The sequence below is a fragment of the Kitasatospora hibisci genome, assembly GCF_043950205.1.
Classification (GTDB): Bacteria; Actinomycetota; Actinomycetes; order Streptomycetales; family Streptomycetaceae; genus Kitasatospora; species Kitasatospora hibisci.
This window is the reverse complement of the sequence record NZ_CP171642.1, coordinates 4,031,303-4,056,473: the sequence shown is the minus strand read 5'-3', so window position 1 is coordinate 4,056,473 and position 25,171 is coordinate 4,031,303. Positions and strand designations below refer to the sequence as shown.

Annotated in this window: 22 protein-coding genes; 11 read left to right on the top strand and 11 right to left on the bottom strand. The window is 74.4% G+C overall.

Translation table 11 applies throughout. The annotated features are described in order from the left end of the window. The first annotated feature begins 30 nt into the window (after positions 1-30). The 4 genes from ACF9IK_RS17480 to ACF9IK_RS17465 all read left to right on the top strand — a co-directional run bounded on the left by ACF9IK_RS17480 (position 31) and on the right by ACF9IK_RS17465 (position 4,184). A complete protein-coding gene (locus tag ACF9IK_RS17480) occupies positions 31-1,197 on the top strand; it encodes a rhodanese-like domain-containing protein (protein WP_395295129.1) in 1,167 nt (388 codons plus the stop codon). Positions 1,198-1,355: 158 nt separating this feature from the next. Continuing rightward, positions 1,356-2,015 carry a DUF5819 family protein gene (locus tag ACF9IK_RS17475; protein WP_395295128.1) on the top strand — a complete coding sequence of 220 codons (660 nt, stop codon included), beginning with the start codon at positions 1,356-1,358 and terminating at the stop codon, positions 2,013-2,015. After that, entirely contained in the window at positions 2,012-3,358 is a 1,347-nt protein-coding gene (locus ACF9IK_RS17470; RefSeq protein ID WP_395295127.1) for an HTTM domain-containing protein, read from the top strand. The genes ACF9IK_RS17475 and ACF9IK_RS17470 overlap by 4 nt, the downstream gene beginning before the upstream one ends. 49 nt (positions 3,359-3,407) lie before the next feature. Then, positions 3,408-4,184, top strand: a complete 777-nt coding sequence (locus ACF9IK_RS17465; RefSeq protein WP_395295126.1) for a TrmH family RNA methyltransferase — start codon at positions 3,408-3,410, stop codon at positions 4,182-4,184. 58 nt (positions 4,185-4,242) lie between these two features. On the opposite strand, the gene ACF9IK_RS17460 is transcribed toward ACF9IK_RS17465, so the two are convergent. The 5 genes from ACF9IK_RS17460 to ACF9IK_RS17440 form a co-directional block, all read right to left on the bottom strand. Further along, entirely contained in the window at positions 4,243-5,550 is a 1,308-nt protein-coding gene (locus tag ACF9IK_RS17460) for a peptidoglycan-binding protein (protein WP_395295125.1), read from the bottom strand. A 252-nt stretch (positions 5,551-5,802) separates the two neighbouring features. Then, positions 5,803-6,720, bottom strand: coding sequence for a pyridoxamine 5'-phosphate oxidase family protein (locus ACF9IK_RS17455; RefSeq protein ID WP_395295124.1), 918 nt, complete (start codon positions 6,718-6,720; stop codon positions 5,803-5,805). A gap of 69 nt (positions 6,721-6,789) precedes the next feature. Continuing rightward, positions 6,790-7,260: a VOC family protein gene (locus ACF9IK_RS17450; RefSeq protein WP_395295123.1), complete on the bottom strand. Its 471-nt coding sequence runs from the start codon at positions 7,258-7,260 to the stop codon at positions 6,790-6,792. Between the two features lie 191 nt (positions 7,261-7,451). Continuing rightward, the gene (locus ACF9IK_RS17445) at positions 7,452-8,471 is read right to left on the bottom strand and encodes an XRE family transcriptional regulator (RefSeq protein WP_395295122.1); all 1,020 of its coding nucleotides are present in this window, start codon (positions 8,469-8,471) and stop codon (positions 7,452-7,454) included. Between the two features lie 281 nt (positions 8,472-8,752). Next, on the bottom strand, positions 8,753-10,912 hold the full coding sequence (locus tag ACF9IK_RS17440; protein WP_395295121.1) for a protease pro-enzyme activation domain-containing protein: 2,160 nt from the start codon (positions 10,910-10,912) through the stop codon (positions 8,753-8,755). A 334-nt stretch (positions 10,913-11,246) separates the two neighbouring features. Between ACF9IK_RS17440 and ACF9IK_RS17435 the strand changes: the two genes are divergently transcribed. Beyond that, a complete protein-coding gene (locus ACF9IK_RS17435; RefSeq protein ID WP_395295120.1) occupies positions 11,247-11,813 on the top strand; it encodes a CGNR zinc finger domain-containing protein in 567 nt (188 codons plus the stop codon). A gap of 34 nt (positions 11,814-11,847) precedes the next feature. On the opposite strand, the gene ACF9IK_RS17430 is transcribed toward ACF9IK_RS17435, so the two are convergent. The 3 genes from ACF9IK_RS17430 to ACF9IK_RS17420 form a co-directional block, all read right to left on the bottom strand. Beyond that, positions 11,848-13,350, bottom strand: a complete 1,503-nt coding sequence (locus ACF9IK_RS17430) for an FAD-dependent monooxygenase (protein WP_395295119.1) — start codon at positions 13,348-13,350, stop codon at positions 11,848-11,850. A 176-nt stretch (positions 13,351-13,526) separates the two neighbouring features. Next, on the bottom strand, positions 13,527-15,227 hold the full coding sequence (gene paaN / locus ACF9IK_RS17425; protein ID WP_395295118.1) for a phenylacetic acid degradation protein PaaN: 1,701 nt from the start codon (positions 15,225-15,227) through the stop codon (positions 13,527-13,529). 192 nt (positions 15,228-15,419) lie between these two features. After that, positions 15,420-16,688 carry a hypothetical protein gene (locus ACF9IK_RS17420; RefSeq protein ID WP_395295117.1) on the bottom strand — a complete coding sequence of 423 codons (1,269 nt, stop codon included), beginning with the start codon at positions 16,686-16,688 and terminating at the stop codon, positions 15,420-15,422. Positions 16,689-16,813: 125 nt separating this feature from the next. Between ACF9IK_RS17420 and ACF9IK_RS17415 the strand changes: the two genes are divergently transcribed. Next, positions 16,814-17,398, top strand: coding sequence for a TetR/AcrR family transcriptional regulator (locus ACF9IK_RS17415; RefSeq protein WP_395295116.1), 585 nt, complete (start codon positions 16,814-16,816; stop codon positions 17,396-17,398). Positions 17,399-17,422: 24 nt separating this feature from the next. Here the strand turns inward: ACF9IK_RS17415 and ACF9IK_RS17410 are convergent, their stop codons facing one another. Beyond that, the gene (locus ACF9IK_RS17410) at positions 17,423-17,890 is read right to left on the bottom strand and encodes an Lrp/AsnC family transcriptional regulator (RefSeq protein WP_238860550.1); all 468 of its coding nucleotides are present in this window, start codon (positions 17,888-17,890) and stop codon (positions 17,423-17,425) included. Between the two features lie 149 nt (positions 17,891-18,039). Here ACF9IK_RS17410 and pdhA point away from each other — a divergent pair, with 149 nt between their 5' ends. The 4 genes from pdhA (at position 18,040) to ACF9IK_RS17390 (ending at position 23,434) form a co-directional block, all read left to right on the top strand. After that, positions 18,040-19,182, top strand: coding sequence for a pyruvate dehydrogenase (acetyl-transferring) E1 component subunit alpha (gene pdhA, locus ACF9IK_RS17405; protein ID WP_395295115.1), 1,143 nt, complete (start codon positions 18,040-18,042; stop codon positions 19,180-19,182). Then, entirely contained in the window at positions 19,179-20,186 is a 1,008-nt protein-coding gene (locus tag ACF9IK_RS17400) for an alpha-ketoacid dehydrogenase subunit beta (protein WP_395295114.1), read from the top strand. Before pdhA ends, ACF9IK_RS17400 begins: the two co-directional genes overlap by 4 nt. A 5-nt stretch (positions 20,187-20,191) precedes the next feature. Beyond that, positions 20,192-21,499, top strand: coding sequence for a dihydrolipoamide acetyltransferase family protein (locus ACF9IK_RS17395; protein ID WP_395298602.1), 1,308 nt, complete (start codon positions 20,192-20,194; stop codon positions 21,497-21,499). Positions 21,500-21,787: 288 nt separating this feature from the next. Further along, positions 21,788-23,434: a globin domain-containing protein gene (locus ACF9IK_RS17390; RefSeq protein ID WP_395295113.1), complete on the top strand. Its 1,647-nt coding sequence runs from the start codon at positions 21,788-21,790 to the stop codon at positions 23,432-23,434. A 76-nt stretch (positions 23,435-23,510) separates the two neighbouring features. On the opposite strand, the gene ACF9IK_RS17385 is transcribed toward ACF9IK_RS17390, so the two are convergent. Together ACF9IK_RS17385 and ACF9IK_RS17380 are read right to left on the bottom strand one after the other, a co-directional pair. After that, positions 23,511-24,038: an NUDIX domain-containing protein gene (locus tag ACF9IK_RS17385; protein ID WP_395295112.1), complete on the bottom strand. Its 528-nt coding sequence runs from the start codon at positions 24,036-24,038 to the stop codon at positions 23,511-23,513. Between the two features lie 206 nt (positions 24,039-24,244). Next, positions 24,245-24,622: a phage holin family protein gene (locus ACF9IK_RS17380; protein WP_395295111.1), complete on the bottom strand. Its 378-nt coding sequence runs from the start codon at positions 24,620-24,622 to the stop codon at positions 24,245-24,247. Between the two features lie 172 nt (positions 24,623-24,794). Between ACF9IK_RS17380 and ACF9IK_RS17375 the strand changes: the two genes are divergently transcribed. Further along, on the top strand, positions 24,795-25,112 hold the full coding sequence (locus ACF9IK_RS17375; RefSeq protein WP_395295110.1) for a cupin domain-containing protein: 318 nt from the start codon (positions 24,795-24,797) through the stop codon (positions 25,110-25,112). Positions 25,113-25,171: the final 59 nt, after the last annotated feature.

The following is a 25,171-nucleotide window of genomic DNA, read 5'->3' as shown; positions in this document are numbered from 1 at the left end:
CGAGTCGGCAGGACGAGACAGAGGCGAGACGTGACCGCGCAGATCCCCGCCCGCTGGACGGACCCGGAGCAGCAGGAGCTGGAGGAGCGGGTCGCCGCCGCCGAACTCGCCTGGCTCACCATGGACGTCGACATGCAGACGCTGCGGGTCGAGATCGACAACTTCGCCCTGATCCACCACCAGCTGCTCGGCCCGCTCTACGCCCGGCTGGACGAGCTGGACGCGCTGATCGCCGAGACGGTGGCCGCCCGCACCGGCCACCCGGAGGACGTCCGGCGGGCCGCCGAGGCACGCCGGCGGGTGGACGAACTGCCCGACCTGGACGCACTGTTCGACAGCGTCCAGGAGCAGGACGCGGCGGCCCCGCCGCCGGCTGCGCCGGCCCGGGTGCGACCCGGCCGGGAGGCCCAGCGGATCTACCGCGAGCTGGTCCGCCGCGCTCACCCCGACCTCACCACCGACCCGGCCGAGCAGGAGCGCCGGGCGGCGTTCCTCGTCCGGGTCAACGAGGCCTACGCGTTCGGCGACACCGCAGCGCTGGAGGGGCTCGCCGCGGAGTGGTCGACCGCCCCCGAGGCGGCGCCCGCGGTGGAGTCGCCCGACCGGCTCGGCTGGCTGCGCCGCCGGCTGGAGTGGCTGAACGCCAAGATCGCCGAGACCGCCACCGAGCAGGTCCGGCTGGAGAACACGGCGATGGGCCAGCTGCTCGCGCTCGCCCCGCAGGACCCGGACAAGCTGCTGGAGGAGCTGGCCGAGCAGCTGCTGGCCAAGGCCGCCGCCCAGCAGGCCGAGCTGGAGCGGTTGCTCGGCGGGGGCCCGGCGGTGCGGGAGAATGGACCGGACCGTTCCGAGCCCCAGGAGAGCCAGACGATGTTCGCCCAGATCCCCACCACCGACGCCGCCTCCGTCCCCGCCGACGCCGCCCTGCTCGACGTCCGCGAGCAGGACGAGTGGGACGCCGGTCACGTGGACGGCGCGCTGCACATCCCGATGGGCCAGCTGATCGCGCGGATCGACGAGCTGCCGCAGGAGCGGCTGTACGTGTTCTGCCGGGTCGGCGGGCGCTCCGCGCAGGTCGTCCAGTACCTGGTGCAGAACGGCCGGGACGCGGTGAACGTGGACGGCGGCATGTACGCCTGGGACGGCGCCGGCCGTCCGATGGTCTCCTCCGGCGGCCACGACGCCTTCGTCCTCTAGGCACCGTCCCGGCTCCTCCCCGGTCCCGGTCCGGCTGCGGCCGCGGCTCCCGCCGCCGCGGCCGGTAGGGCAGGATGGGCGCGCGACCGAGCCGGGACGGGACCGGCGGTGCCCGCCCGGGTGGCGGCACCTCCCGGCCGCAGCGTGGGGGAGGGTCCATGGCGGAGAGCGCCGACGCGCCACCCGGTGGGCGGGCCTGGTCGAGGCCGGCGCTGGTGGTGCTCGGCACGGCCGGCGCGCTGCTCGTGGCGGGTACCGGACTCTTCCTCGGGGCGGTGTTCCTGCACGTCGCCCCGGCCAACACGCTGTCCCGGGAGTACCGGGACGAGGTCGACGGCCTGGTGTACCCGGAGTTCGAGCAGAACTGGAAGCTGTTCGCGCCCAACCCGTTGCAGCAGAACGTCACCCTGGACGTGCGGGTGCGGACGGTCGAGCCCGGCGGTGCCACCCGCACCCACGACTGGATCGGGCTGACCGCGGGGGACATCGCCGCGATCCGCGGCAACCCGGCGCCCAGCCACGCCGACCAGAACCTGCTCCGCCGGGCCTGGGACTTCTACGAGGGCTCGCACAACGCCCAGGACGACTCGCTGACCAACCCGCGCGGCAAGCTGGCCGAGCAGTACCTCAAACGGATCGCGCTGCAGCGGATCGGCCGCACCGTCGAGGGCGACCGGATACTGGAGATCGAGTTCCGGGTGACGACCGCGACCGTACCGCCGCCGGACTGGAGCGGTGAGGCCGCGCCGCCCGCGCCGAAGGTGCGCGAGCTGCCGTGGTGGCCGGTCGACGACGAGGACCACCGGGGGCTCGGGTGAACGGGACGACGCGGGCCGGCGGCCCCGGGCCGCTGCTCGACGGTGCCCCCGCCCGGCCGGCCGTTCCGGCGGCGCCCGCCGCCCGCCGGGGCGCGGAGCTCGGCGCCGTGGTCGCCAGGCTCTTCGGGGCCTTCACCGGCCGGGCGCTCGGACGGCACCAGGCGGCGGCGGTGCGGATCGGCTTCGGCCTGGTCTGGCTGACGTACCTGGTGCGGGAGTGGCCCAACCGGCGGATGCTCTACGGCGACACCTCGCCCTGGTCGCTCGACCTGGCCGGGCGGCTGCTCGCCGACAACGGGGCGCTGACCGTCCTGCCCTGGTTCGGCGGCCGGCTCTGGTTCGAGCTCGTCTACCACCTGGCGGTGCTCTCCGCCGCCGCGCTGCTGCTCGGCTGGCGGACCAGGGCGAGCGGCGTGCTGTTCCTGGTCACCGTGCTGTCGCTGCAGAACCGCAACGTCTTCCTCGGTGACGGCGGCGACAACGTCGTCCACCTGATGGCGGTCTACCTGGTCTTCACCCGCTGTGCCGAGGTCTGGTCGCTGGACGCCCGGCGCCCGGCCGGCGGCCGGGGCGGGGTGGTGCTCTGGGCGCTGCTCGGCGGGCTGCTGCTGGTCTGCCAGCTCGGCGACTTCTCCGGCGAGAGCCTGACCTGGACGGCCGCGGCCTTCCCGTACGTCGGCTGGGCCCCGGTGTTCTGGGGCCTGTGGGCGGTGGCCGGGGTCTGGTGGCTGCTCGGGCGGCTGCGGCGGGACGGCGAGCTGCGCGCGGTGCTGGACGCGCTGGCCGCGATGGTGCACAACTGCGCGATGCTGGTGATCGCCGCCGAAGTGGTGCTGATCTACGCCACGGCCGGCTGGTACAAGGTGCAGGGTTCGCGCTGGCAGGACGGCACCGCGCTCTACTACCCGCTGCACCTGGACTACTTCACACCCTGGCCGGGGCTCTCCGGGCTGGTCTCCTCGGCCCTGCTGCCGGTCTTCCTGATCTCCTACGGGACGGTGGCGCTGCAGGTCGCCTTCCCCTTCACGCTGGTCAGCCGGCGGGTCAAGAACGCGCTGCTGGTGGTGATGATGGCCGAGCACCTGGGGATCGCGGTGCTGCTCGGACTGCCGGTGTTCTCGCTGGCGATGGTCGCGGCGGACGCGGTCTTCCTGCCGACCGCGGCGCTGCGCTGGGTCGCCGCCCGGGTGGCCGGCGCCGGGCGGCGGATCGGGCTCCCGCGGCTGCGTCCGTCGGCCGCGGCGCCGCCGGGCGGCCTGCCGGCGGCCTCCCCGGAGGACCCGCCCGTGGACTCCCCGCCTCCGGCCGCCGCGGGAGCCGCTCCGACCGCCCGCTGCCGGTGACGGGCGTCCGCTGCCGGTGACGGGCGCCCGGGGTGGCAGAGTGGGCGGCATGAACGAGGACCAGTGGGTGCGGGCCTGGCGGGTGGGGGCGCAGGAGCCCGGGACGGTGCTGCTGGACGGCTTCCACGCACTGAAGCACGCGCTGCGCTTCGGCGGGGACGTCCGACAGGTGCTGACCGCCGACCGGGCGGCGCTGCTGGCGCTCGCCGCGGAGCTGGCCGAGGACGTGGGGCCGGCGCTGGACCGCCTGGCGGTGGAGCTGCCGGAGGCGGAGCTGCGGGAGCTGGTGCCGCGGCTGCACCCGACCGGTGTGATCGCGCTGGCCGTCCGGCCGACCGCGGCGGCCAACCTGGTCGCTCTCGCCCACCGGCCCCGGACGGCACCGGTCGTCGTGCTGGAGAACCCGCGCAACCTCGGCAACGTCGGCGCGGTGATCCGGCTGGCCGCCGGCTTCGGCGCCGCCGGCGTGGTGACCACCGGAGTCCTGGACCCCTGGCACCCCACCGTGGTCCGGGGCAGCGCGGGCCTGCACTTCGCCACCGCCGTGGAGCGGCTGGGGCTACCCGACCTGCCCGCCGGCCCGCTCTACGTGCTCGACCCGGAGGGCGCGGACATCCGGACCACCGCCTTCCCGGACGACGCCCTGCTCGCCTTCGGCACCGAGCGGCACGGGGTCTCGGACGAGCTCAGGGCGCGGGCGGACCACCTGGTCGCGGTGCCGATGCAGCCCGGGGTCTCCAGCTTCAACCTGGCGACCAGTGTGGCGATGGGCCTCTTCCACTGGATGTCGGGGCGCCCGCCCGGCCGCCCCGGCCCGCCGCGGTGACCGTGGCCGGAGCCGCCGGGCGCGGGTGCCGGGGAACGGACGGTCGGGGCGAACCCGGTCAGGAGAACAGCCGCGCCCAGGTGTCCGGCCCGGGGAGGCCGTCGGCCTCGTCGCCGTGCCACCCCTGGGCCTCCTGGAAGGCCTGGACGCACCGGCGGTCGCTCTCGCTCCAGCGCGGGCCGGGCCCCTCGGTGTAGAACCCGCCGAAGCCCTTGCGGACCAGCTGCTCGCCGAGCCGCCGGACGTCGTCGTTGTCCGCCCCGGGCCCGAACCGGTCCCGGCCGGGGAAGGCGGGCACCCCCGGGCCGGCCGGCGGGGGCGGCGGCGGGGTGGCCGGGGCGATGTCGCGGCCCTTGTGGTTGACCAGGTAGTCCCAGGTGTCCTTCCCGGGGAGGCCGTCGGCCTCGCTGCCGCGCCAGCCCTGGGCGAGCTGGAACGCCTCGGTGGCCCTGCGGTCGCTCTCGCCCCAGCGCGGGCCAGGGCCGTCGGTGTAGAACCGACCGCCGCCGCGCTGGACCAGCAGCCTGCCGAGCTCGGTGACGTAGGCGTTGTCGGCGCCCGGGCCGAACCTGTCCGCCCCGGGGAAGGCCGTCGACGACGCGCCGTCGCTGCTGGTCCCGGGGGAGAGCGCCGAGAGACGGTACGGGACGTAGGAGGCGGAGTCGCTCCAGTACGCGTACGGGGTGTCCCGCTTGGTGGTGCCGGGGGCGGTCTGCTCGTAGGCCAGGTAGCGGGTGCGGGCGGTGTTCGTCCAGCCGCCGAAGATGGTCACGTGCGAGCCGGCCTGCGGGTTGGCCGGGTTGTTGTAGACGAGGACGTCGCCGGGCTGGAGGTCGGCCTTGCCGATCCGCTCGGCGAAGTCGATCAGTGTCCAGGTGGTCTGACTGCTGCCCAGGCCCCAGGCCATCGAGACGAAGCCGGAGCAGTCCTGGCGGTAGCCGTCCGTCCAGTAGCGGCTCATGCTGTACGGGACCTTCTGGTTCACCCAGTTCTGCGCCCGCTCGATGATCTGCGCCCGGGTGACCGGCGCGGCGGCGTCGGCCGTCGCGGCGGAGGCGACGGCCTCGCCGCCGTAGGGGCCGGTGACCCCGCCCTGCGGGTTGGTCGTGGTCGGGGCGCTGCTGTCCCCGGGGGCCGGCGCGGCGGCCGCACCGGCCGCGCCGCCGGCGAAGGCGGTGCTCGCTGCGGCCACCAGGACGGCGGCCCGCCGCCGGAGGCTCCGGGCCGCGGCGTGCCCGCCCTCGTGCACCGGTGCGGCGTGCAGCCGGGCCCGGCGGCGGGCGCTGCAACCCGGGCATATGCAGTCCTCGTCCGGTTCGACCTCGTCGAACTCCAGCAGCGGGGTCGGTCGCTCGGTTCGGGTCATGTTCCGCCTCTCTCCCGGTCGGCCATGGCGAGCCGTCAGGGCCGACCCTCCGGGCCGGTGGCCGCGTGGTGCCGGCCTCCAAGGTCCCGCAGCGGACGGGTGCTCGGCGCGGCGGATTGGGCCGGTGGGGTGACGACCGTTCGGCGGCCGGGCGGTGCGCCGAGGTGCGCACGTGCGGACCTGACGGCCGGCCAGCGGGCGGGTGGGGAGCCCGGGACCGGCGCCGGGTCAGGCGGCGGGTCGGACGGTGGGTCAGGCGGCGGCGGGCGGATTGGCCGGGGAGTACTCGGGCTCGGTCCAGGTCAGCGGGGTGGCGTCGGCGAGCTCCAGGACGGCGGTGACGGTGAGGTCGACCACCCGCTCGGCGCCCGGCAGGCCGTCCCGCGCGGGCCCGGACCAGTCGGTCCGGGCCTCGCCGGTGATCAGCAGCGCCCCGCCGGTCTCCCAGTCGGGCAGCAGCAGCCCGGCGCGCGGGTCGAGCTCCAGGTTCCCCAGAGTCATGAACATGCTGTTGCCGGCGTACTCGGGCCAGCGCAGCCGGTCCGGCCCGAGGACCCGGAGGAACCCGGGGTTGCCGCCGCGGTGCGACGCGTCCACCCGGCCGTCCGGACCGGCGGTGGCGACGAAGAAGGTGTCGGAGACCGCCACCGCCAGCTGCTGGGCGGTGGAGAGCACCGGACCGGCCGCGACGGCGTGCGGGGTGCCGGCGGCCGGCCGGCCCGCCGGGCTGCGGCGCTGGATGTACTTGGGGCAGTTGGCGTAGACCTGGTCGGCGGCGATCACCAGGCCGCCCCGGCCGTCCGGTGCGGAGCGGCCGTTGAGCCGCATCCGGCGCCGGCCGGCCGGGTCCAGCGCGATCGTCCCGACCTCGGCCGGTCCGGCCAGGACGGCGGCCAGCGGGTCGTCCGCGGCGGGCCCGGCCGCCACCGTGAGGGTCCGCTCGTCCGGCGCCCGGAGGAAGCCGGGCTCGCCGGTGAGCTGGGTGGCCCAGAGCCGGCCCTCGGCGTCGGCGGCGCCGACCACCAGCACCTGCCGCTCGGTGAGGAAGCGGGCGGCCACGGCCGGGATGGTCGAGCCGATGGCGCGGCCGGAGTGGTCGGCCCGGTCGGTGCGGCCGGCCCGGGCCTGCACCGCCCGCTCGCCCGGGTGGTAGGGCGTGCTGCCGGTCATGGCGGGGTGCCTCCTGGGTCTGCGAGAGGTCGGCGGGTGCGGCCCGGCGCGGTGGCCGGTGGCCGGTGGTTAGAAGAATCCGCAGGTCGGTGCGGCCTTGGTGGGCGCCTCGGCCCCGGTCTCGTCCACCCCCTGCGGGGTGTAGATCTCCAGCCGGATGCCGTCCGGATCGGTGAAGAAGATCCCGCCGGAGGCGGTGCCCTCGCCGTGCGGGACGACGCCGTCGTGGGCGAACTCGGCGCCGAGCTCGCGCAGCACCTGCTCGGCGGCGCGGACCTCCTCCAGCGAGTCGACCTGGAAGGAGAGGTGGTGCAGGCCGGGCGTGCCGGTGGCGAAGCTGCCCTCGCTCTGCTGCCAGAGGGTGATCACCAGCCGGCCTTCGCGGCCGAGGAAGGCGTAGCGGCGGTCGGGCTCGGTGCCCTCGTGCATCGGCTCCAGGCCGAGGGCGCGCCGGTAGAACGCGACCGAGCGGTCCAGGTCGGTGACGTTCAGGCCGATGTGGCCGGTCTGCAGGGTGCTGCTGAGGGTGGTGCTGGACATGCCTGATCACTCCCGTGGCCGGGGCATCCCGGGGATGCTCATACCTAACCGTCACTAGAGAATGTAGGAGTTAGACGATGAGGAGTCAACCGTTACTCGGAGTTTGAAGGGTTAGAGAATCTATGTCCGTAGCATGACAAGAGTGCCCCCGGGTGCGGCCCCGGAGGGCGCGCCCGGGGCGGGCGGTGGGGCTACTCCCACTCCCAGCGGATGCCGATGTGGCCCGGCTGCTGGTCCGGGGCGAGCACGTGGGCGCTGGCGGAGGCGCCGATCCAGAGCTGCTCGCGGCGGCGGTCGACGTCCTCGCCGGGGGCTCGGTCGTAACGCTCGCAGTGGACCGGGACGGCCGCCGGGTCGAAGTGCACCTGGAGCACGTACTCGCGCACCGGGATGGCGAACCGGCGGCTGTACTCCATGGTCTCGGCTCCGCCGGACGGGATCTCCACCTCGTACTCGAAGACCGTGCTGTCGCCCAGGCCCAGCGGGCGGTCCAGCATCAGCTCGCCGACGACCAGGCCGGCCTCCGGGCGGCGGCGGACCCGGCCCAGCCGACCGTGCCGGACCCCGGTGATCTCCGGGCAGCCGGTGGCCTCCTCGTCGGCCTTGTGCACGACCAGGCAGCGGGTGACCCCGCTGACGGTGGCCCGGACGACCTGGCGCATCCGCAGCAGGTTGCCGCGCCGGTCGGCGCCGACGTAGTACGAGTCGTGGATGGAGAGCCGCTCCAGCTCGCCGGCCGGCGGTGCGTCCAGCTCGGCGAAGACGTCCGCGATCTCCTGCTCGCCCGGCCACACGTCCTCAAGCCGCAGGGTGCAGGTGTTGGCGGCGGCGGCCCAGCGGCCGCGCGGACGGGGCGGGCCGAGCAGCGCGGAGAGCGTGGAGTGCGGCAGCCCGAGCAACTCCTCCAGCAGGTGGACGGCGCGCAGCGAGCTGGCCCGCTCGGGCTGGCTGCGCCCGCGGCGCCAGTAACTGAGCGTCGTGACGCTGACCCTGACCCCGCGTTGCGCCAGGGCGGCGCGGATCCGGTCCAGGCTGAGGCCGCTGGCCTCGATCGCCAGGTGCAGCGTCTCGGCGAAGCCCCCGTTGGGGGCGGGGCGGCCGACGGCAGCGGGTGTGGCCGGCGCGGGTGCGGGCGCCGGGGCGGGCGCGGGCGTGACGGGGCGCGGGCCGACCAGCCGCAGCCGAGCGTCCTGGGGTTGCTGTGAGCCCATGCGGTTACCTTCCCCACCATGCGGGTTCGGCGTGGCCGGGCCGTCGGCGCCGGGGGGCGCCGTCAGCGGCTTCACCGAGCTGTGGGGAACCCTATGCACGGTCGAGAGGCTACGTCATCAGTCGTGCGTATGACAGTGGTCACGAGTGTTGAACCTCAGGGTTATCGATCTTGAAACAGTGCGGAAACACACCACCGGGGCGGTCCTGGTGCGGACCGCCCCGGTGACGGGCGCCGGTCGCGGGACCGGCGGGGTGATCACACGGGCGTGATCGGGAGGGGTCAGGAGACGTCGACCGCGGCGTCGTCGATCACGAAGCTGGTCTTCAGGGAGGAGTCCTCGGTGCCGGTGAACTTGATCGTCACGGTCTGGCCGGCGAAGGCCGAGAGGTCGAACGACTTCTGGACGAAGCCGGTCGCCGCGTTGGTGTTCGACAGGGTGGCCAGCGTGGTCGAGCCGGCCTGGACGGTCAGCTTGTCGTAGGCGGTGCCGCCGGACTCGGCGGTGTCGATGTGCAGCCAGAACGAGAGCGTGGCCTTGCAGCCGGCCGGGACGGTGACGGTCTGCGCCAGGGTGTCGGTGTGGGTGCTGCCGTAGCCGTCCAGCCAGGCCTTCCAGGAGCCGGAGCGGGCCGCCTCGCCGGTGCTGTTGTCGACCACGCCGCTGCTGGCCGTCCACGGCGCCGCGGTGCCGGTCTCGAAGCCGCCGTTGCCGATCAGCTGGGTCGCGGTGCAGCCGCCGGAGGGCGGCGGGGTGGTGCCGCCGAGCAGCGCGGTGGTCAGGGCGTCGGCGATCGGGCTGCCCCAGCCGGTGACCTGGTCGTAGCCGGCCTTGGTGGTGAAGTCCTGGTTCTTGCCGGTGGTCACGTCGTGGAACGCCGAGCCGTAGGCGGCGCTGTTGGCCACCGCGTACAGCTTCGGGCTGGCCTCGCCGAGCACCGGCTTCGACGCGGCCTTGGCCTTCTGGTTGAACTGGGCCGCGTAGCCGGACCAGAGCGGCGCGGCCGCGCTGGTGCCGCCGTACACCTGCCAGCCGCCGACGGTGTAGATGGCGAAGCCGCTGGCCGGGTCGGCGTTGGAGGAGACGTCGGGCACGGTGCGCATGGTGCCGGAGACGCCGGTTCCGGTCTGCCAGCTGGGCTTGCCGAACACGGTCGAGACGCCGCCGCCGGCCGTGCTCCAGGCGCTCTCCGAGGAGTAGGCGGTGCCGGAGACCTTGAGGTTGGTACCGCCGACGCCGGTCTGGTGCGGGCTGGACGCCGGGAAGTCGACCGCCTTGACGGTGGAGCCGCTGGTGGAGCGGGTGCAGTCGCGCGAGCCGTCGTCGCCGGAGGCGGAGAAGATCGAGATGCCCTGGGCGGCGGCCTGCTTGAAGGAGTTGTCGACCGCCGTCATCGAGGAGGCGGTGGTGTCCGGCTCGCAGGAGCCCCACGAGATCGAGATGACCGAGGCGCGGTTGTCGGCGACGATCTTGGCGGCCATGTCGATCTCGCCCTGGTCGCTGTTGGGCGCCTCGTAGACGAGCTGGGTCGCCTTGGGGGCGACGCCGCGCACGATCTCGCTGTCCAGCTCGACCTCGCCCTGGCCCTCTCCGGGCGCGGAGTCGTAGTTCGCGCCGTCCACCGACACCGTGGTGACGGCCGGGCCGGTCAGGCCGTACTGGCTGTCGTAGGTCTTCAGGTTGTTCGCGCTGTAGCCGTCGAACTCCCAGAGGGCGACGGTGACGCCCGTGCCGTCGGCACCGTTCTTGTTCAGGTTGTAGGCGCCGTCGTACTGCGTCGGGCCGAAGCCGCTCGGGGCGGAGGCCGATGCGTTGGGCGCTGCGGGGGCCGAGGGCTTGACGTTCCGGGTGGTCCGGACGGTGTGGTTGTTGAGGCCGGATATGCCCTGCACCACGGCGGCCAGGTCGGCCGGCACCGAGGCGGCGGCGTCGTTGGCGAAGAAGGTGCGCTGCTGCTGCGGGTCCAGGTAGGCGCTCTCGTGGGTGCCGAAGGCCCCGGCGATCTGCTCGGCGGTTCCGCGGGCGTCGACCACCTGGCGGTTGTCGCTGACGCCCGAGACGGTCAGGCCCTGGGCGGCGAGGTACGCCTTGACCTGGTCGACGGCGGCCCGGGTCGGGCCGAACCGCTCGGTGAACTGCTGCGGCGTCAGGTAGTGGCCGTACTCAGGGGTGCCGGGGGTGGCGACCGCGGCCAGGAAGCGGTCCAGCCCGGCGGTGTCGCGCAGCTTCAGGCTGACCGCGACCGAGAGCTGCTGGTCGGCCGGGACGTCGCCCTTCTTCTCGGAGCGGGCCACGGCGGGGGTCACCGTCTCGGGCAGGGAGACCCGGGGCGCGGCGGCGTTGGGGGTGGGGGCGGCCTGCGCGGTGGTCACGCCGAGCGAGACGGCGGACAGCGGCAGCACGGCGAAGGCCGCGGCGAGGGCGAGGGAGCGGGGGCGCACGGAATCCTCCTCTGGCCGGCATGTGGGGGCCGGCAGGGGCCAGGGCGCCTCTGGGGTGAGGCGCTGGCTAGAACATGTCAGAGGCGGTGCGGGAATTGGCTCATGGTCAAGCAATTCGTTGCTAAAGAACAGTCAACTGTGGAGAACCGATTGGAGGGTGCTCCATACAGTGAAAGCCGGAATTCGCCGCGGCCGGCCCGGTCGACAGACGGCGGCCGGTCGGGCCGATTCGTTCCGGCCGATTCGTTCCGGCAATTCGGGGGCATTCGGGGGCGTTCGGGGGCGGGAACGGCGGACGTAGAATCGGGTGACGGGCGAGCGCGAGGGAGGACCGATGACGGACCGGACGGCGGACCCGCAGGACCCGCGCCCGCTGATCGGCGAGCCGCTCTCCCTGGACCTGCTGAACACCCGCTGGTCGGGCACCCCGGTGAACGACCTGCTGGCACAGCCGGACGGGCACGCGGTCTGGCTCTCCTCCGCCGGGCTGGCCGGGCGCTGCCGCGCCGACGACGCCGGCCTGGCCGCCCTGCGGGAGGCACGCGAGGCGCTGGCGGCGGCGGTCGGGGACCTGGACCGGGACGGCGCGATCGGGGCGGCGGCGGTGGCCGGGCTCAACGGGGTGCTGGAGCACGGGCGGCTGCGGCGGGAGCTCGGGCCGACGGGGCCGGTGTCGCGGGTCGAGGCGGACGGGCCGCCGTGGCTGGCGGCCTGGCTGGCGGTGGACGACTTTCTCGGCCTGCTGGAGCAGGGGCCGCACCGGATCAGGAAGTGCGCGCACGAGGCGTGCATTCTGCACTTCTTCGACACGTCGCAGAACGGCCGGCGGCGGTGGTGCTCGATGGCGGCGTGCGGGAATCGGGCGAAGGCCGCGCGGCACTACGAGAAGGTGCGGGGCTGACGACGGGCGGCCCCGCCCGCAGGCGCGGGTCGGGTCAGTCCGCGGCGGGAGCGCCGAGCCACCGCCCGAGGGCGGCCCGGAGCTCGCCGCGGCCCGGGTCGACGGCGGCCCAGGCGGTGTAGCCGTCCGGTCGGACCAGCAGGACGGTGTCGCGCAGCTTGCCGTGCGGGTCGGCCGGGGCGGCGGTGACCACGCGGTCCGCCCACGGCTCGGCGGCGGTCAGCTCGTCATTGCTGACCAGCACGAACTTCCCTGCGCGCAGCGCCTCGTGGAGCCGCTCGGGCCCGCCGGCCGCGTCCTCGCCGGGCCGCTCCAGGCTGGTCAGCCGCAGGTCCGGGACGCGCCGGCCGACCAGCGGGTGGGCGTCCTTGGGGGCGGCGTAGCGGATGCCGATGCCGGAGACGATCCGGGCGCCGCGCGCGGGAACGGCGCCGACGTGGTCGGCCAGCGTGGTGAGCGCGCCGCGCAGCGCCCGGGTGGGCGCCGAGTGGGCGAGGGCGAGCCGGACCAGCGCGCCGGAGCTGCGGAGCACGGCCCTGCCGACCGGGTGCCGCTCGGTCTGGTAGGTGTCGAGCAGGGCGTCGGTGGCGTGGCCCCGGAGGGCTGCGACGAGCTTCCAGGAGAGGTTCGCGGCGTCCTGGAGGCCGGTGTTCATGCCCTGGCCGCCGGCCGGGGAGTGGCAGTGGGCGGCGTCGCCGGCCAGGAAGACCCGGCCGGATCGGTAGTTGGGCACCTGGCGCTCGTCGCTGTGGAAGGTGGAGGTCCAGCGGGCGTCGTGCAGGCCGTAGTCCTCGCCGACGGTGGTGCGGACGAGTTCGGCGATCCGCTCGACCGTGGGCGGCTTGCCGTCCGCGTAGTGCTCGGTCCGGTCCCAGGCGACCACCCGGTACCAGCCGTCGCCGAAGGGGGCGATGAAGGCGAAGCCGTCCTCGGTGGCGCCGACGGTGATCACCTCGCTGGGCGTCCGCTCCAACCGGACGTCGGCCAGCACCACCGAGTTGACCACGGATTCGCCGGGGAACGGGATGCCGAGCAGGTCCCGGACGGTGGAGTGGACGCCGTCGGTGCCCACCGCGTAGCGGGCCCGGTGGACGCCGGTGGTGCCGTCCTCGACGGTCTCCAAAGTGACGCCCTCGGCGTCCTGGCGCAGCCCGGTCACCTCGGCGCCGCGCAGGATCGTCGCGCCGGCCTTCAGCGCGCGCTCCTGGAGCAGCCGCTCGGTGTTCGACTGCGGGGTGATCAGGACGAACGGGAAGCGGGTCGGCAGGGTGGAGAGGTCGATGTGCAGCCGGTCGAAGAGCCGCAGCGAGGAGAGCGGGTGGCCGGTGGCGATCAGGTCGTCGGCGAGGCCGCGGGCGTCCAGCAGTTCCAGGGTGCGGGCGTGCACGGCGAAGGCCCGGGTGAGGCTGGACTCGGCGCCGCGCTTCTCCAGGACGGTGACCCGGACCCCGGCGGCGGCGAGGTCGCCGGCCAGCAGCAGTCCGGTCGGTCCGGCGCCGACGATCAGGACGTCGGTGACGGTCTGCTTCGCGGTCATGTGTCAGCTCCCGGTGCTCGGACGGAGGTTGGACACCCTGCTGGGCGCCCTCCCGCTCTCCATCATCGCTGCCCCGGGCGGGGCTGTGAATCTCCGGGCCCCCGCGGCGTGCTCCGGCTCCCCCGCGGCGTGCACCGGGCCCCGGCGCCGGTGCGCCGGGGCCCGGGTGCGGCGGCTCAGCTGTGGCGGCGGATCTCCACCGTGCGGAACCGGTTGGCGACGAACGCGCCGTCGCAGTAGGCGGAGTTGGCGGCCGGGTTGGCGCCGGTGCCGTGCAGGTCGGAGAAGGCCGCGGTCTGGTTGGCGTAGACCCCGCCGGTGAGGTTGAGCGACAGCGAGACGCCGGCGTCCAGCGCGGCCCCGACCAGGTCGGCCTCGACCTCGGGCGAGGTGGTGTAGCCGGAGGCGGTCATCGCGCCCTGGGTGCGGACCGTGTCGCGCATCAACTCGACGGCGGCGGCGGTGGACTCGACCGCGACGGCGAAGGAGACCGGGCCGAAGCACTCGCTGCGGAACACCGCCCGGTCGTCCGGCTTGTCGGCGTCCAGCTTGACCAGAGCGGGGGTGCGGACGGTCGCGGCCGGGAACTCCGGCGACCGCACCACCCGCGGCGCGAGCGCGAGCTCGCCGTACTCGCCGTCGGCCGCGGCGACCGAGCGCTGCAGCACGCCGGGGTTGACCACGGCGCCCAGGATGGCGGCGGCGCGGGCGTCGTCGGAGAGCAGGCCCTCGACGGCGGCGGCGAGGTCGGTGACCACCTCGTCGTAGGACTTGTCGCCCTGGTCGGTGGTGATGCCGGTGCGCGGGATCAGCAGGTTCTGCGGGGTGGTGCACATCTGGCCGCTGTAGAGCGACACCGAGAAGGCCAGGTTGTTCAGCATGCCCCGGTAGTCGTCGGTGGAGTCGACGACCACGGTGTTGACGCCGGCCTTCTCGGTGTAGACCTCGGCCTGCCGGGCGTTCTCCTCCAGCCAGTCGCCGAAGGCGGTCGAGCCGGTGTAGTCGATCAGCTTGATCTCGGGGCGGACGGCCAGCGTCTTGGCGGCGGTGCCGCCCTCGTGCTCGGCGGCCAGGCAGACCAGGTTGGGGTCGAAGCCGGCCTCGGCGAGCACCTCGCGGGCGACCCGGACGGTGAGCGCGAGCGGCAGCACGGCCCGCGGGTGCGGCTTGACCAGCACCGGGTTGCCGGTGGCCAGCGAGGCGAACAGGCCGGGGTAGCCGTTCCAGGTCGGGAAGGTGTTGCAGCCGACCAGCAGTGCGAGGCCGCGCGGGACGACGGTGAACTCCTTGGTCATCACCAGCGGGTCGCGCTTGCCCTGGGGCTTGGTCCAGCCGGCCTGCCGGGGCAGCCGGATCTGCTCGGCGTACGCGTAGGCGACGGCCTCCAGGCCGCGGTCCTGGGCGTGCGGGCCGCCGGCCTGGAAGGCCATGCCGTAGGCCTGGCCGGTGGTGTGCATCACCGCGTGCGCGAACTCGTGCGAGCGGGCGTTGATCCGGGCCAGGATCTCCAGGCAGACCGCGGCGCGGTCGAGCGGGGTGGCCGCGGCCCAGCCGGGCTGGGCGGCGCGCAGGGCGGCGATCAGGGCGTCCGGGCCGGCGTGCGGGTAGCCGATGCCGAGCTCGACGCCGTACGGCGAGGCCTCGCCGCCGACCAGGTCGCCGTCGGCGGGGTGGCCGTCGAGGGCGAAGGGGTTGTTCAGCAGGGCGTCGAAGGCGGCCTTGCCGTCCGCGGCGCCGGTCTCGCCGTAGGCCTTCGGGAACTCGGGGTACGGCGACCAGTAGTCGCGCGAGGAGGCGGCGGCGAGCGCGGCGTCCAGGGTGGCCTGGTGGCGTTCGACCAGCTCGGTGACGAGGGGGTGGGTGACCGCTGCGGACATAGCGTGCGCTCCTCAGAGGGGAGGACGGGACACGTCACAGAGTAACCGAACGATCGGTCGGCTCAAGAGGGTGTGCGGAAGCGGTGTCGGGGAGCGGCCGGAAAGGCGCCAGGGGGCGCGTCCGTGGTGGACGCGCCCCCTGGGGCGCCGGGCCCGGCCTGTCGCCGGCTGCCCGCGGGAGGGCCGGGCCGCCTACGGGATGCCGAGCTCGAAGATCACGTACCCGCCGTACCAGCCGGAGGCGATCGCGCCGGTGCCGAGCACCGCGGCCAGCACCGGCCAGCTGAGCTTGCGCATGGCCACCGCGAGCGCGATCAGCAGCGGGAACGCCGGGAGCAGGTAGCGCGAGGTGTTGCCGAAGATGCCCAGGCTGCCGAGCACCGACACGATGGTGGCCAGCGTGTAGGCGGTCAGCACCAGCGGCGGGCGCAGCCGGACCAGCAGCACGATCAGCGCCGGCAGCGAGAAGACGATCAGGGTGGCCAGCAGGTCCGCGACCGGAAAGGCGAAGGGGTAGTCGGAGCGGCCGAGCAGCACGCCGCGGACGGCGTAGAAGGTGCCCTGGCCGTAGTCGAAGTAGTGCAGCCAGGCGTCGCGCTGCAGGGTGAAGTAGGCGCCCCACTCGCCGGCCCGCCAGCCGACCCAGCCGACGTAGCCGAGCAGGCCGAGCGGGGCCAGCAGCATCGCGGTCAGCGGGCGGACGACGCCGCTCTCTCGCCGGTACAGCTCCACCAGCGCGGCCAGGCCGACCGCGCCGATCAGCGCCGCCGAGGTGGGCCGGTTGAGCCCGGCGACCAGGGTGATCACGCCGGCGGCGACCCACTGCCTGGTCATCACGCAGTAGCAGGCCCAGGAGGCCAGCGCGACGAACAGCGAGTCCGAGTAGAGCGCCCACTCGGCGCCGGAGCCCGGGGCGATGGCCCAGAGACCGGCCGCGACCACGCCCGCCCGGGGGCCGGCCAGCCGGTCCACCACGGCGTAGATCCCGGCGGCGGCGAACAGCGAGGCCGCCACCGAGACCAGCATCCCGGCCCCGTACAGGCCGAGTCCGGTGGTGTCCGAGACCAGCCGCATCAGGCCCGGGTAGAGCGGGAAGAACGCGGCCGAGTTCTGCTCGACGGTGAAGCCGGGCACGCCGTTGGCGACGGGCACCAGCGCCGGGTGGTAGCCGAACTCGGCGACCTGCCGGTACCACCAGCCGTCCCAGCTGGCGAGCACGTCCCAGGGGTTGGCGCCGCCCCCGAACCGGGGGTGCTTCTTCAGGTAGTCGCCGGAGAACGAGAGCAGCTTCATGAAGACGGTGAAGCCGATCAGCTTGAGCACGGCGTAGCACCAGACGGCCGGCCCGAACCGCAGCACCAGCGCGCCGGCGCGACCGCGCCAGCCGGCCCCCGGTGCGGTGCCCGGCTCCTCGCTGCGCCGCTCGGGTGCGTCGGAGGCGACTGCCGGTATTGCGTTCATGCTCTGGACCCCACCCTGCTGGCCGTGGACGATCGTCCGGCGAGTCTAGGCGCTCGGTCGTGGTGCTGGTGCGGACCAATGGACCCGACCGCATCGCGTCGAGCGGCGCCGGGGATACTCGGAGGATGGCCGATCACACCACGCGCACCGCCTACACCGTGGAGTCGCTGCTCGCGGTGACCGTCGACGTCTTCAACGAGCGCGGCTACGACGGCACCTCGATGGAGGACCTGTCCCGGGCCGCCGGCATCTCGAAGTCGTCGATCTACCACCACGTGCGCGGCAAGGAGGAACTGCTCCGGCTGGCCGTGGGTCGGGCGCTGGACGGGCTCTTCGCGATCCTCGCCGAGCCGGGCGCGGTCGAGGGCGCGGCGGTGGACCGGCTGGAGCACGTCGTCCGGCGGACCGCCGAGGTGCTGCTGGCGGAGCTGCCGTACGTCACGCTGCTGCTGCGGGTGCGCGGGAACACGGCCGCCGAGCTGTGGGCGCTGGAGCGGCGGCGGGACTTCGACCACCAGGTCGCCGAGCTGCTGCGGGCGGCCGTCGCGGACGGTGCGCTGCGGGCGGACGTCGAGCCGAGGCTGGCCACCCGGCTGCTCTTCGGCATGATCAACTCGATCGTGGAGTGGTACCGGCCGGGCCTCAAGGCCGCGGACGGCGTCGCGGACGCGGTCGTCCACCTGGCCTTCGACGGCCTCCGGGCGCGGTAGGGGCGTAGCCCCCGCAGCCCGCCTTCAGAAGGTGTCCGGGGGTACCTGGTCGGTTTCCTCGAAGACCAGCATGGTCCGGGTGCCGAGGACCTGCGGGATGGACTGGATGCGGTTGAGCACCAGCTCCCGCAGGGCGTGGTTGTCGGCGGTGTGCACCAGCAGCAGGACGTCGAAGTCGCCGCCGACCAGGGCGATGTGCGCGACCCCGGGGAGCTCCAGGAGCTGCTCGCGCACCGAGCGCCAGGAGTTCTGCACGATCTTCAGGGTGACGTATGCGGATGCGCCCTGACCTGCCTTTTCGTGGTCGACGCGGGCTGTGAAGCCGCGAATGACGCCGTCCTCGACCATCCTGGAGATCCGGGCGTACGCGTTCGCCCGGGACACGTGCACCCGCTCGGCCACCGAGCGGATCGAGGCGCGACCGTCCTGCTGCAGCAGCCGCAGGATCGCCCGGTCGACCCGGTCGAGTCTGGACGTCTGTTCAGCCGACATGACCCCCCACCCTCACTGATTGGACGCACTGACACCAGTCGACCGCCAAACAGGCCGATTGTCCACCACCTTGTCACGCTTCTGGTCAAGATGAACAGACGACCGAACAATCGGTAGGGAGCCCCCGCCACCCCTGGAGGTGCCCCGAGATGACCGTTCTCGACCACAGACACCACACCGCGGTGCCCGGATGGCTGCCCGGGGCCACCGCCCCGCGCACCGACCCGGCGCCGCTGCTCCCGGACGCCTCGCCGGTCCGACTGCTCGGCACCCCCGCACTGGAGAAGTGCGACCCCGTGCTGCTGCGCGAGCTGTACCGCCGCCTGGTGGTCGGCCGCCGCTACAACCAGCAGGCCACCACCCTCACCAAGCAGGGCCGCCTCGCCGTCTACCCGGCCTCCACCGGCCAGGAGGCCTGCCAGGTCGCCGCCGCGCTGGCGATCGGCGAGCGCGACTGGCTGTTCCCCAGCTACCGCGACACCCTCGCGGTGGTCTCCCGCGGGGTCGACCCGCTGGAGGCGCTGACCCTGCTGCGCGGCAACGCCCACACCGGCTACGACCCGCGTGCCACCCGCACCGCCCCGCTCTGCACCCCGCTGGCCACCCAGGCCCCGCACGCCGTCGGGCTGGCGCACGCCGCGCGGCTCAGCGGCGAGCCGGTGGTCGCGCTGGCGCTGCTCGGGGACGGCGGCACCAGCGAGGGCGACTTCCACGAGGCGCTGAACTTCGCCGCGGTGCTCAACGCCCCGGTGGTCTTCCTGGTCCAGAACAACGGGTACGCGATCTCCGTCCCGCTCACCGCGCAGTCGGCCGCGCCCAGCCTGGCGCACAAGGCCGTGGGCTACGGCATCCAGGGCCGGCTGGTGGACGGCAACGACGCGCCCGCCGTGCACAGCGTGCTGGCCGAGGCGGTCGAGCGGGCCCGCACCGGCGGCGGCCCGACCCTGGTCGAGGCCCTCACCTACCGGATCGAGGCGCACACCAACGCCGACGACGCCACCCGCTACCGGGACGAGGCCGAGGTGGCCGCCTGGCGGGAGCACGACCCGATCCTGCTGATGGAGCGCCACCTGCGCGAACTCGGCGTGCTGGACGACACCCTGGTGCAGGAGGCGGCCGACGAGGCCGAGGCACTGGCGGCCCGGATGCGGGCCGAGTTCCACGCCGACGCCGAACTGGACCCGATGGCGCTCTTCGCCCACGTCTACGCCGAACCCACCCCCCAACTGCGCGAGCAGGCCGCCCAGTTGTCCGCCGAGCTGGCCGCCGAGGCCGAGGTGCAGGACCGATGAGCAACACCGCTGTCTCCGCCGCCCCCGCGCGCACCGCCACCATGGCCCAGGCGCTCAACTCCGCCCTGCGGGACGCCATGCGCGAGGACCCGGCCGTGCACGTGCTCGGCGAGGACGTCGGCGCGCTCGGCGGCGTCTTCCGGATCACCGACGGGCTGACCGCCGAGTTCGGTGCGGACCGCTGCCTGGACACCCCGCTGGCCGAGGCGGGCATCCTCGGCACCGCGATCGGCATGGCGATGTACGGGCTGCGCCCGGTCGTGGAGATGCAGTTCGACGCCTTCGCCTACCCGGCGCTGGAGCAGCTCTTCTCGCACGTCGCCAAGATGCGCAACCGGACCGCCGGCCGGCTCCCGCTGCCGATCACCGTCCGGATCCCCTACGGCGGCGGCATCGGAGGCGTCGAGCACCACAGCGACGCCTCCGAGGCGTACTACGCCTCGACCCCCGGCCTGCACGTGGTCACCCCGGCCACGGTGGCCGACGCCTACGGGCTGCTGCGCGCCTCGATCGCCTCGGACGACCCGGTGGTCTTCCTGGAGCCGAAGCGGCTCTACTGGGGCAAGTCGGAGTTCGACCCGGCCGCGCCGGTCGAGCCGATCGGGCGGGCGGTGCTGCGCCGCACCGGCACGTCGGCGGTCCTGATCACCTACGGGCCCTCGCTGCCGGTCTGCCTGGAGGCGGCCGAGGCGGCGAAGGCCGAGGGCTGGGACCTCGCGGTGCTGGACCTGCGCACCCTGGTGCCGTTCGACGACGAGACGGTCGCCCGGGTGGTGCGCTCGGTCGGCCGGGCCGTGGTGGTGCACGAGGCGAGCGGCTTCGGGGGCACCGGCGCGGAGATCGCGGCCCGGGTCACCGAGCGCTGCTTCCACCACCTGGCCGCCCCGGTGCTGCGGGTCACCGGCTTCGACATCCCGTACCCGCCGCCGATGCTGGAGCACCACCACCTGCCCGGGGTGGACCGGATCCTGGACGCGGTCGCCCGGCTGCAGTGGGAGGACTGAGAATGATGCCCGTCGTGCGCGAGTTCACCCTGCCCGACCTCGGTGAGGGTCTCACCGGGGCGGAGGTGGTGCGCTGGATGGTCGAGGTCGGCGAGGTGATCACGGTCGACCAGCCGGTGGTCGAGGTGGAGACCGCCAAGGCCGTGGTCGAGGTGCCCTGTCCGTACGGCGGGGTGGTCACCGCGCTGTTCGGCGAGCCGGGGGAGGAGGTGGCGGTCGGAGCTCCGCTGGTGACGGTCGCGGTGGCGCCCGGTGAGGGCGAGCCCCCGGTCGTCGCCGAGGCCGAACGGCCGCTGGTGGGCTACGGGGTGGCCGAGCCGTCCCGTAGCGGTCGCCGCCGGCGGGTCGGCGGGTCGGCTGCTCCGGCTCCGGTTCCTGCGCCGGTCCCCGTGGCCGCCGTGTCCGCCGCAGTGGTCCCGGCGCCGGCGGTGTCGGTGCCGGCGGTGTCGGTGCCGGTGGTGGTGCCGGTGATCTCACCGCTGGTCCGCCGTTCCGCCCGGGAGCACGGGATCGACCTGGCGGCGCTGTCCGGGAGCGGCCCGGACGGTCTGATCATGCGGTCGGACGTCGAACGGGCGATCGCGGCGAGGACGGCACCGCCCGCACCGGCGGCGGCCGTCGCGGACGGCGAGGTCGTGCCGCTGCGCGGGCTGCGCCGGGCGGTGGCCGAGAAGCTCTCCCGGAGCCACCACGAGATCCCCGCGGCGACCTGCTGGGTGGATGTAGACGCTACCGAACTGATGCTTCTGCGGAGGCAGTTGAACGTCACCCCGGGGCCGAAGGTGAGCGTGCTGGCGCTGCTGGCGCGGATCTGCACGGTCGCACTGGCGCGCTTCCCCGAGCTCAACTCCAGTGTCACGGAGGACGGTTCCGGTATCCGGCGGCACGGCGCGGTGCACCTCGGGTTCGCCGCGCAGGGTGAGCGCGGTCTCGTGGTTCCGGTGGTCCGGGACGCGCAGGCGCTCTCCACCGAGCAACTCGGCGCCGAGCTTTGCAGGTTGACCGAGGGCGCCCGGGCCGGTGCGCTGACTCCGGCCGAGCTCACCGGCGGGACGTTCACGTTGAACAACTACGGCGTGTTCGGCGTGGACGGCTCGACCCCGATCCTCAACCACCCCGAGGCGGCGATGCTGGGCGTCGGCCGGATCGTCGCCAAGCCCTGGGTGCACCAGGGCGAGTTGGCGGTCCGTGAGGTGACCCAGCTGTCGTTCACCTTCGACCACCGGGTCTGCGACGGCGGCACGGCGGGCGGCTTCCTGCGGTTCGTGGCCGACTGCGTCGAGCAGCCCGGGATGCTGCTGCGGCAGCTGTGACGTGCGAACGGTCGCCTTGCGTGGTCGGTCGACCACGCAAGGCGACCGCGGATCGAGTGAGAGTAGCGCGTCCCGGGGGCGGGTGTCCGGGCTTCGCGCGATTTGTCGGATGAGCACTACGGGCGTGCCACGCTGCCTAGGCGTCAACAGGGACAAGCCAGGTGGTGGCGCAGGCCGGCCGGAGGCGAAACGATTCTCTTGGGTACTCGAAACGTTGCGGTGAAGTCCCGCAGAACAGTTCTGGTCCGCACGGGGCACGGTTCGGCTGGCGTGGCGGCCGTGCCGGGGATGCCGGACCGCACGCCCGACGCCGGGGGTGCCGCCCCGACGGCCGGCGCCGCGGACGCGACGGTGGTCCTCCCGCCGATGCCGCTGGACCCGCCGGACCTTCCGCCGGTGTCCGCGCCCGAGCCGCCCGTCCCGGCGACCCTGGCCGTCCTGGCCGCCGCGGCGCAGGTGCGGCCGGCCGTCCCGGCCCCGCCGAGCGAACCCCCGGCCGTTCCGACGCCCCCGGCGCCCCCCGCTCCGCCGGCCGCCCCCGCGGTGATGCCCGCTCCGCCGACCGCGCCCCTGGTGCCCGCCGCGCCGGCGCCGAGTCGGCCGGAGGGCGCGCGGCCGACCTCCGGCCCCGCGACCGGACCGCTCTTCCCCGATGCCCCCGGCCTGAACTGGGCCGGCCCTGGGGACAGCTGGAGCCGTGCCTGGGCACTGCAGACGGTCGGCGACTCCCGCCCGGCCCCGGACGTCGCGGCCGCGGCCGCGCCCGCGGCCGACCTGCGCACCGCTGCCGAACAGCCGCCGACCGCGCGGGACGTCGAGCTGATCCGGGCCAGCCTGGCCGTGGTCGAGCCGGTCGCCGACCGGGCCACCGCACACTTCTACGCGCTGATCTTCCTGCACCACCCCGAGGTCCGGGCGCTCTTCCCGGCGGCCATGGACGTCCAGCGCGACCGGCTGTTCCGCGCCCTGCTGATGGCCGCCCGCAGTGCCGGCGACCCGGAGGGCCTGCGCGCGTACCTGAGCGCGCTCGGCCGCGGCCACCGCCGGTACGGCACGCTGACCGGCCACTACGGTCCGGTGGGGGAGTGCCTGGTGGCGGCCCTCGCCCGGTACTCGGGCAGCCGCTGGGACGGCGAGACCGAGCTGGCCTGGCGGCGGGTGTACGGGCTGGTCTCCTCGATCATGATCGAGGCGGCCGAGGAGGCCGCCCGCACCTCGCCGCCCTGGTGGCAGGGCGAGGTGGTCGCGCACGAGCGCCGCACCCCGGACGTCGCCGTGCTCACCGTCCGCCCGGACCAGGCGTATCCGTACCGGGCGGGCCAGTACACCAGCCTGGAGACGCCCTGGTGGCCGCGGGTCTGGCGGCACCTCTCCTTCGCCACCGCACCCCGGCCGGACGGTCTGCTGACCTTCCACGTCAAGGCCGTCCCCGCGGGCTGGGTGAGCAACGCCCTGGTGTACCGGGCCGCACCCGGCGACGTGCTGCGGCTGGGCCCGCCGACCGGCGGGATGACCCTCGACCACACCTCCGGCGCCGACCTGCTCTGCCTGGGCGGCGGCACCGGCATCGCCCCGATTCGGGCGCTGGTCGAGGAGGTGGCCGAGCACGGCGCCGGGGGCCGCTCGGTGGAGGTGTTCTACGGCGCCCGGCAGGCCGCCGAGCTGTACGACCTGGAGGCGCTGGGGGCGCTCGCGGCGCGCCACGGCTGGCTGACCGTCCGGCCGGTGCTGTCCGGCCCGGGCGCCTCCGGCAGCGGTGCGCTCGTAGGCGAACTGCCCGAGGTGGTGGGTCGGTTCGGGCCGTGGGCGGGTCGTGACGCGTACCTCAGCGGGCCGCCCGCGATGGTCCGGCGCGGGGTCGGCGCGCTGCTGCGGGCCGGGGTGGTGCCGGAGCGGATCCGGCACGACCTGGTGGGCGACCTCGCGGCGGGGTGAGCGCACCGGCCCGGGGCCGGGCCGGCAGGGGTCCGGTCGGGGCCGCCCGGTGTGGGCCGGCCCGTCGCGCGCCGGTTCAGCCCAGGTCGGGCGCGAGCAGGGCGCGGACGCCCTCGATGTTGGCCGCCAGGTAGGCCCGCAGGCGGGGCGGGACGACGTTGACCGAGGTGACGCCCTCACGGGTGAAGGGCAGCCGGACCACCTCGTACTCGCCGTTGGGCTCCTCCACCTCGGGCCCGTGCCGACGGGCGAGGTCCATCGAGGTCAGCCGGCAGACGAAGAAGTGCTGCACCTTGATCCCGTGCGGGTGGAGCAGGGTGCCGTCGTGGTGGTGGGTGTGGCTGACGGTGTCGACGAAGGCGGGGACGACGTCCACCACCTTGCCGCCGAGCTCCTCGTCCACCTCGCGGTGCAGGGCCTCGACCACGGTGCGGTCACCGCGCTCGACCCCGCCGCCCGGCGTGATCCAGTACGGGTGCGGCGAGCCCGGCCGGGTCCGCTTGATCAGCACGATCGAGGCCGGGCCCTGAGGGTCCTCCGGGTCCAGTTCCAGCAGGATCGCCCGCGCGGTGCGTTTGACGACGGGGCGGGGCGGGGTGCGCATGGCCACCTCCGGGGCTGGAGCGTTGTGCGGGAGTCTCCCGCAGGCCGCCGCGCCCGAAACGCGCGGTTCGGGGGAATTCGCTCTTTGGCCGGCGGTCGGCGGTCGGCGGTCGGCGGTCGGCCGACGGCGGGGCCCGCACCCGGTGACGAGACCGGGCGCGGGCCCCTTTCCCACGATGCCCTCGGTGGCCGCCCCGCGGCGGGTGCTCAGTCCTCGTCGCCCAGGGCGAGGTTGAGGCCCCAGGACACCAGGCTGATGATCAGGGCGCCGAACAGCGCGGCCCAGAAGCCCTCGACGTGGAAGTCCAGGTTCAGCTTCTCCGACGCCCAGGAGGTCAGCCAGAGCATCAGGGCGTTGATCACGAAGGTGATCAGGCCGAGGGTGAGGATGAACAGCGGGATCGAGAACAGCTTCACCACCGGCTTGATCAGCCAGTTCACCACCCCGAACACCAGCGCCACGGCGACCACCGTCAGGCTCTTGTGCTGCCAGTCGTCGCCGGTCAGCGTGATGCCGGCGACGATCCAGGCGGCCACCCAGATGGCCGCCGCGTTGATAAGTGTCTTGATGACGAAACCCTTCATGGGGCCAGCGTGGCAGGGTTGACCGGGGCGGGGAAGCTCCTGTTCCGCATGTTGTGCCGGTGGACGGGCCGGGGACCGCGGTGCAGGCGGGGCCGTCGGTGGGGACGGTGGTGTTGAATGCGCGGGAGCGGGGGCCGGGGACACGGGCCCCGGGACGCGGAGGAGGCCCCCGATGAAGCTGTTCCGGCTGGACGAACTCGACGCCGAGCGCGCCGCCAACGACGGCGCCTACCTGCGCTTCCTGCGCGAGCCCCGGATGTCCGCCGGCCTCTACGCGCTCTCCCCCGGCGACACCGACCCGCAGACCGCGCACGCCCAGGACGAGATCTACCAGGTGATCAGCGGCCGCGCCGAGCTGACCGTCGGCGACGAGAGCACGACGGTGGCCCGCGGCACCGTGGTCTACGTCCCGGCCGGGGTGCCCCACCGTTTCCACCACATCACCGAGGAGCTGCGGGTGCTGGTGGTGTTCTCCCCGCCGGAGGACTGACCGGCCCGGGCGGGGTGGCCGCCGCGGTGGCCGCCGCGGTGGCCCGGCCCGTGGACGGC

What these genes read in the sequence shown, in the direction of transcription:
- ACF9IK_RS17380 (WP_395295111.1), bottom strand. Translation starts at nt 24,622, where the DNA reads ATGAAGGGTTTCGTCATCAAGACACTTATCAACGCGGCGGCCATCTGG.
- ACF9IK_RS17395 (WP_395298602.1), top strand. Translation starts at nt 20,192, where the DNA reads ATGCCCGTCGTGCGCGAGTTCACCCTGCCCGACCTCGGTGAGGGTCTC.
- ACF9IK_RS17420 (WP_395295117.1), bottom strand. Translation starts at nt 16,688, where the DNA reads ATGAACGCAATACCGGCAGTCGCCTCCGACGCACCCGAGCGGCGCAGC.
- ACF9IK_RS17475 (WP_395295128.1), top strand. Translation starts at nt 1,356, where the DNA reads ATGGCGGAGAGCGCCGACGCGCCACCCGGTGGGCGGGCCTGGTCGAGG.
- ACF9IK_RS17455 (WP_395295124.1), bottom strand. Translation starts at nt 6,720, where the DNA reads ATGACCGGCAGCACGCCCTACCACCCGGGCGAGCGGGCGGTGCAGGCC.
- paaN (WP_395295118.1), bottom strand. Translation starts at nt 15,227, where the DNA reads ATGTCCGCAGCGGTCACCCACCCCCTCGTCACCGAGCTGGTCGAACGC.
- ACF9IK_RS17430 (WP_395295119.1), bottom strand. Translation starts at nt 13,350, where the DNA reads ATGACCGCGAAGCAGACCGTCACCGACGTCCTGATCGTCGGCGCCGGA.
- ACF9IK_RS17460 (WP_395295125.1), bottom strand. Translation starts at nt 5,550, where the DNA reads ATGACCCGAACCGAGCGACCGACCCCGCTGCTGGAGTTCGACGAGGTC.
- ACF9IK_RS17410 (WP_238860550.1), bottom strand. Translation starts at nt 17,890, where the DNA reads ATGTCGGCTGAACAGACGTCCAGACTCGACCGGGTCGACCGGGCGATC.
- ACF9IK_RS17450 (WP_395295123.1), bottom strand. Translation starts at nt 7,260, where the DNA reads ATGTCCAGCACCACCCTCAGCAGCACCCTGCAGACCGGCCACATCGGC.
- ACF9IK_RS17375 (WP_395295110.1), top strand. Translation starts at nt 24,795, where the DNA reads ATGAAGCTGTTCCGGCTGGACGAACTCGACGCCGAGCGCGCCGCCAAC.
- ACF9IK_RS17445 (WP_395295122.1), bottom strand. Translation starts at nt 8,471, where the DNA reads ATGGGCTCACAGCAACCCCAGGACGCTCGGCTGCGGCTGGTCGGCCCG.
- ACF9IK_RS17385 (WP_395295112.1), bottom strand. Translation starts at nt 24,038, where the DNA reads ATGCGCACCCCGCCCCGCCCCGTCGTCAAACGCACCGCGCGGGCGATC.
- pdhA (WP_395295115.1), top strand. Translation starts at nt 18,040, where the DNA reads ATGACCGTTCTCGACCACAGACACCACACCGCGGTGCCCGGATGGCTG.
- ACF9IK_RS17400 (WP_395295114.1), top strand. Translation starts at nt 19,179, where the DNA reads ATGAGCAACACCGCTGTCTCCGCCGCCCCCGCGCGCACCGCCACCATG.
- ACF9IK_RS17415 (WP_395295116.1), top strand. Translation starts at nt 16,814, where the DNA reads ATGGCCGATCACACCACGCGCACCGCCTACACCGTGGAGTCGCTGCTC.
- ACF9IK_RS17390 (WP_395295113.1), top strand. Translation starts at nt 21,788, where the DNA reads ATGCCGGACCGCACGCCCGACGCCGGGGGTGCCGCCCCGACGGCCGGC.
- ACF9IK_RS17465 (WP_395295126.1), top strand. Translation starts at nt 3,408, where the DNA reads ATGAACGAGGACCAGTGGGTGCGGGCCTGGCGGGTGGGGGCGCAGGAG.
- ACF9IK_RS17435 (WP_395295120.1), top strand. Translation starts at nt 11,247, where the DNA reads ATGACGGACCGGACGGCGGACCCGCAGGACCCGCGCCCGCTGATCGGC.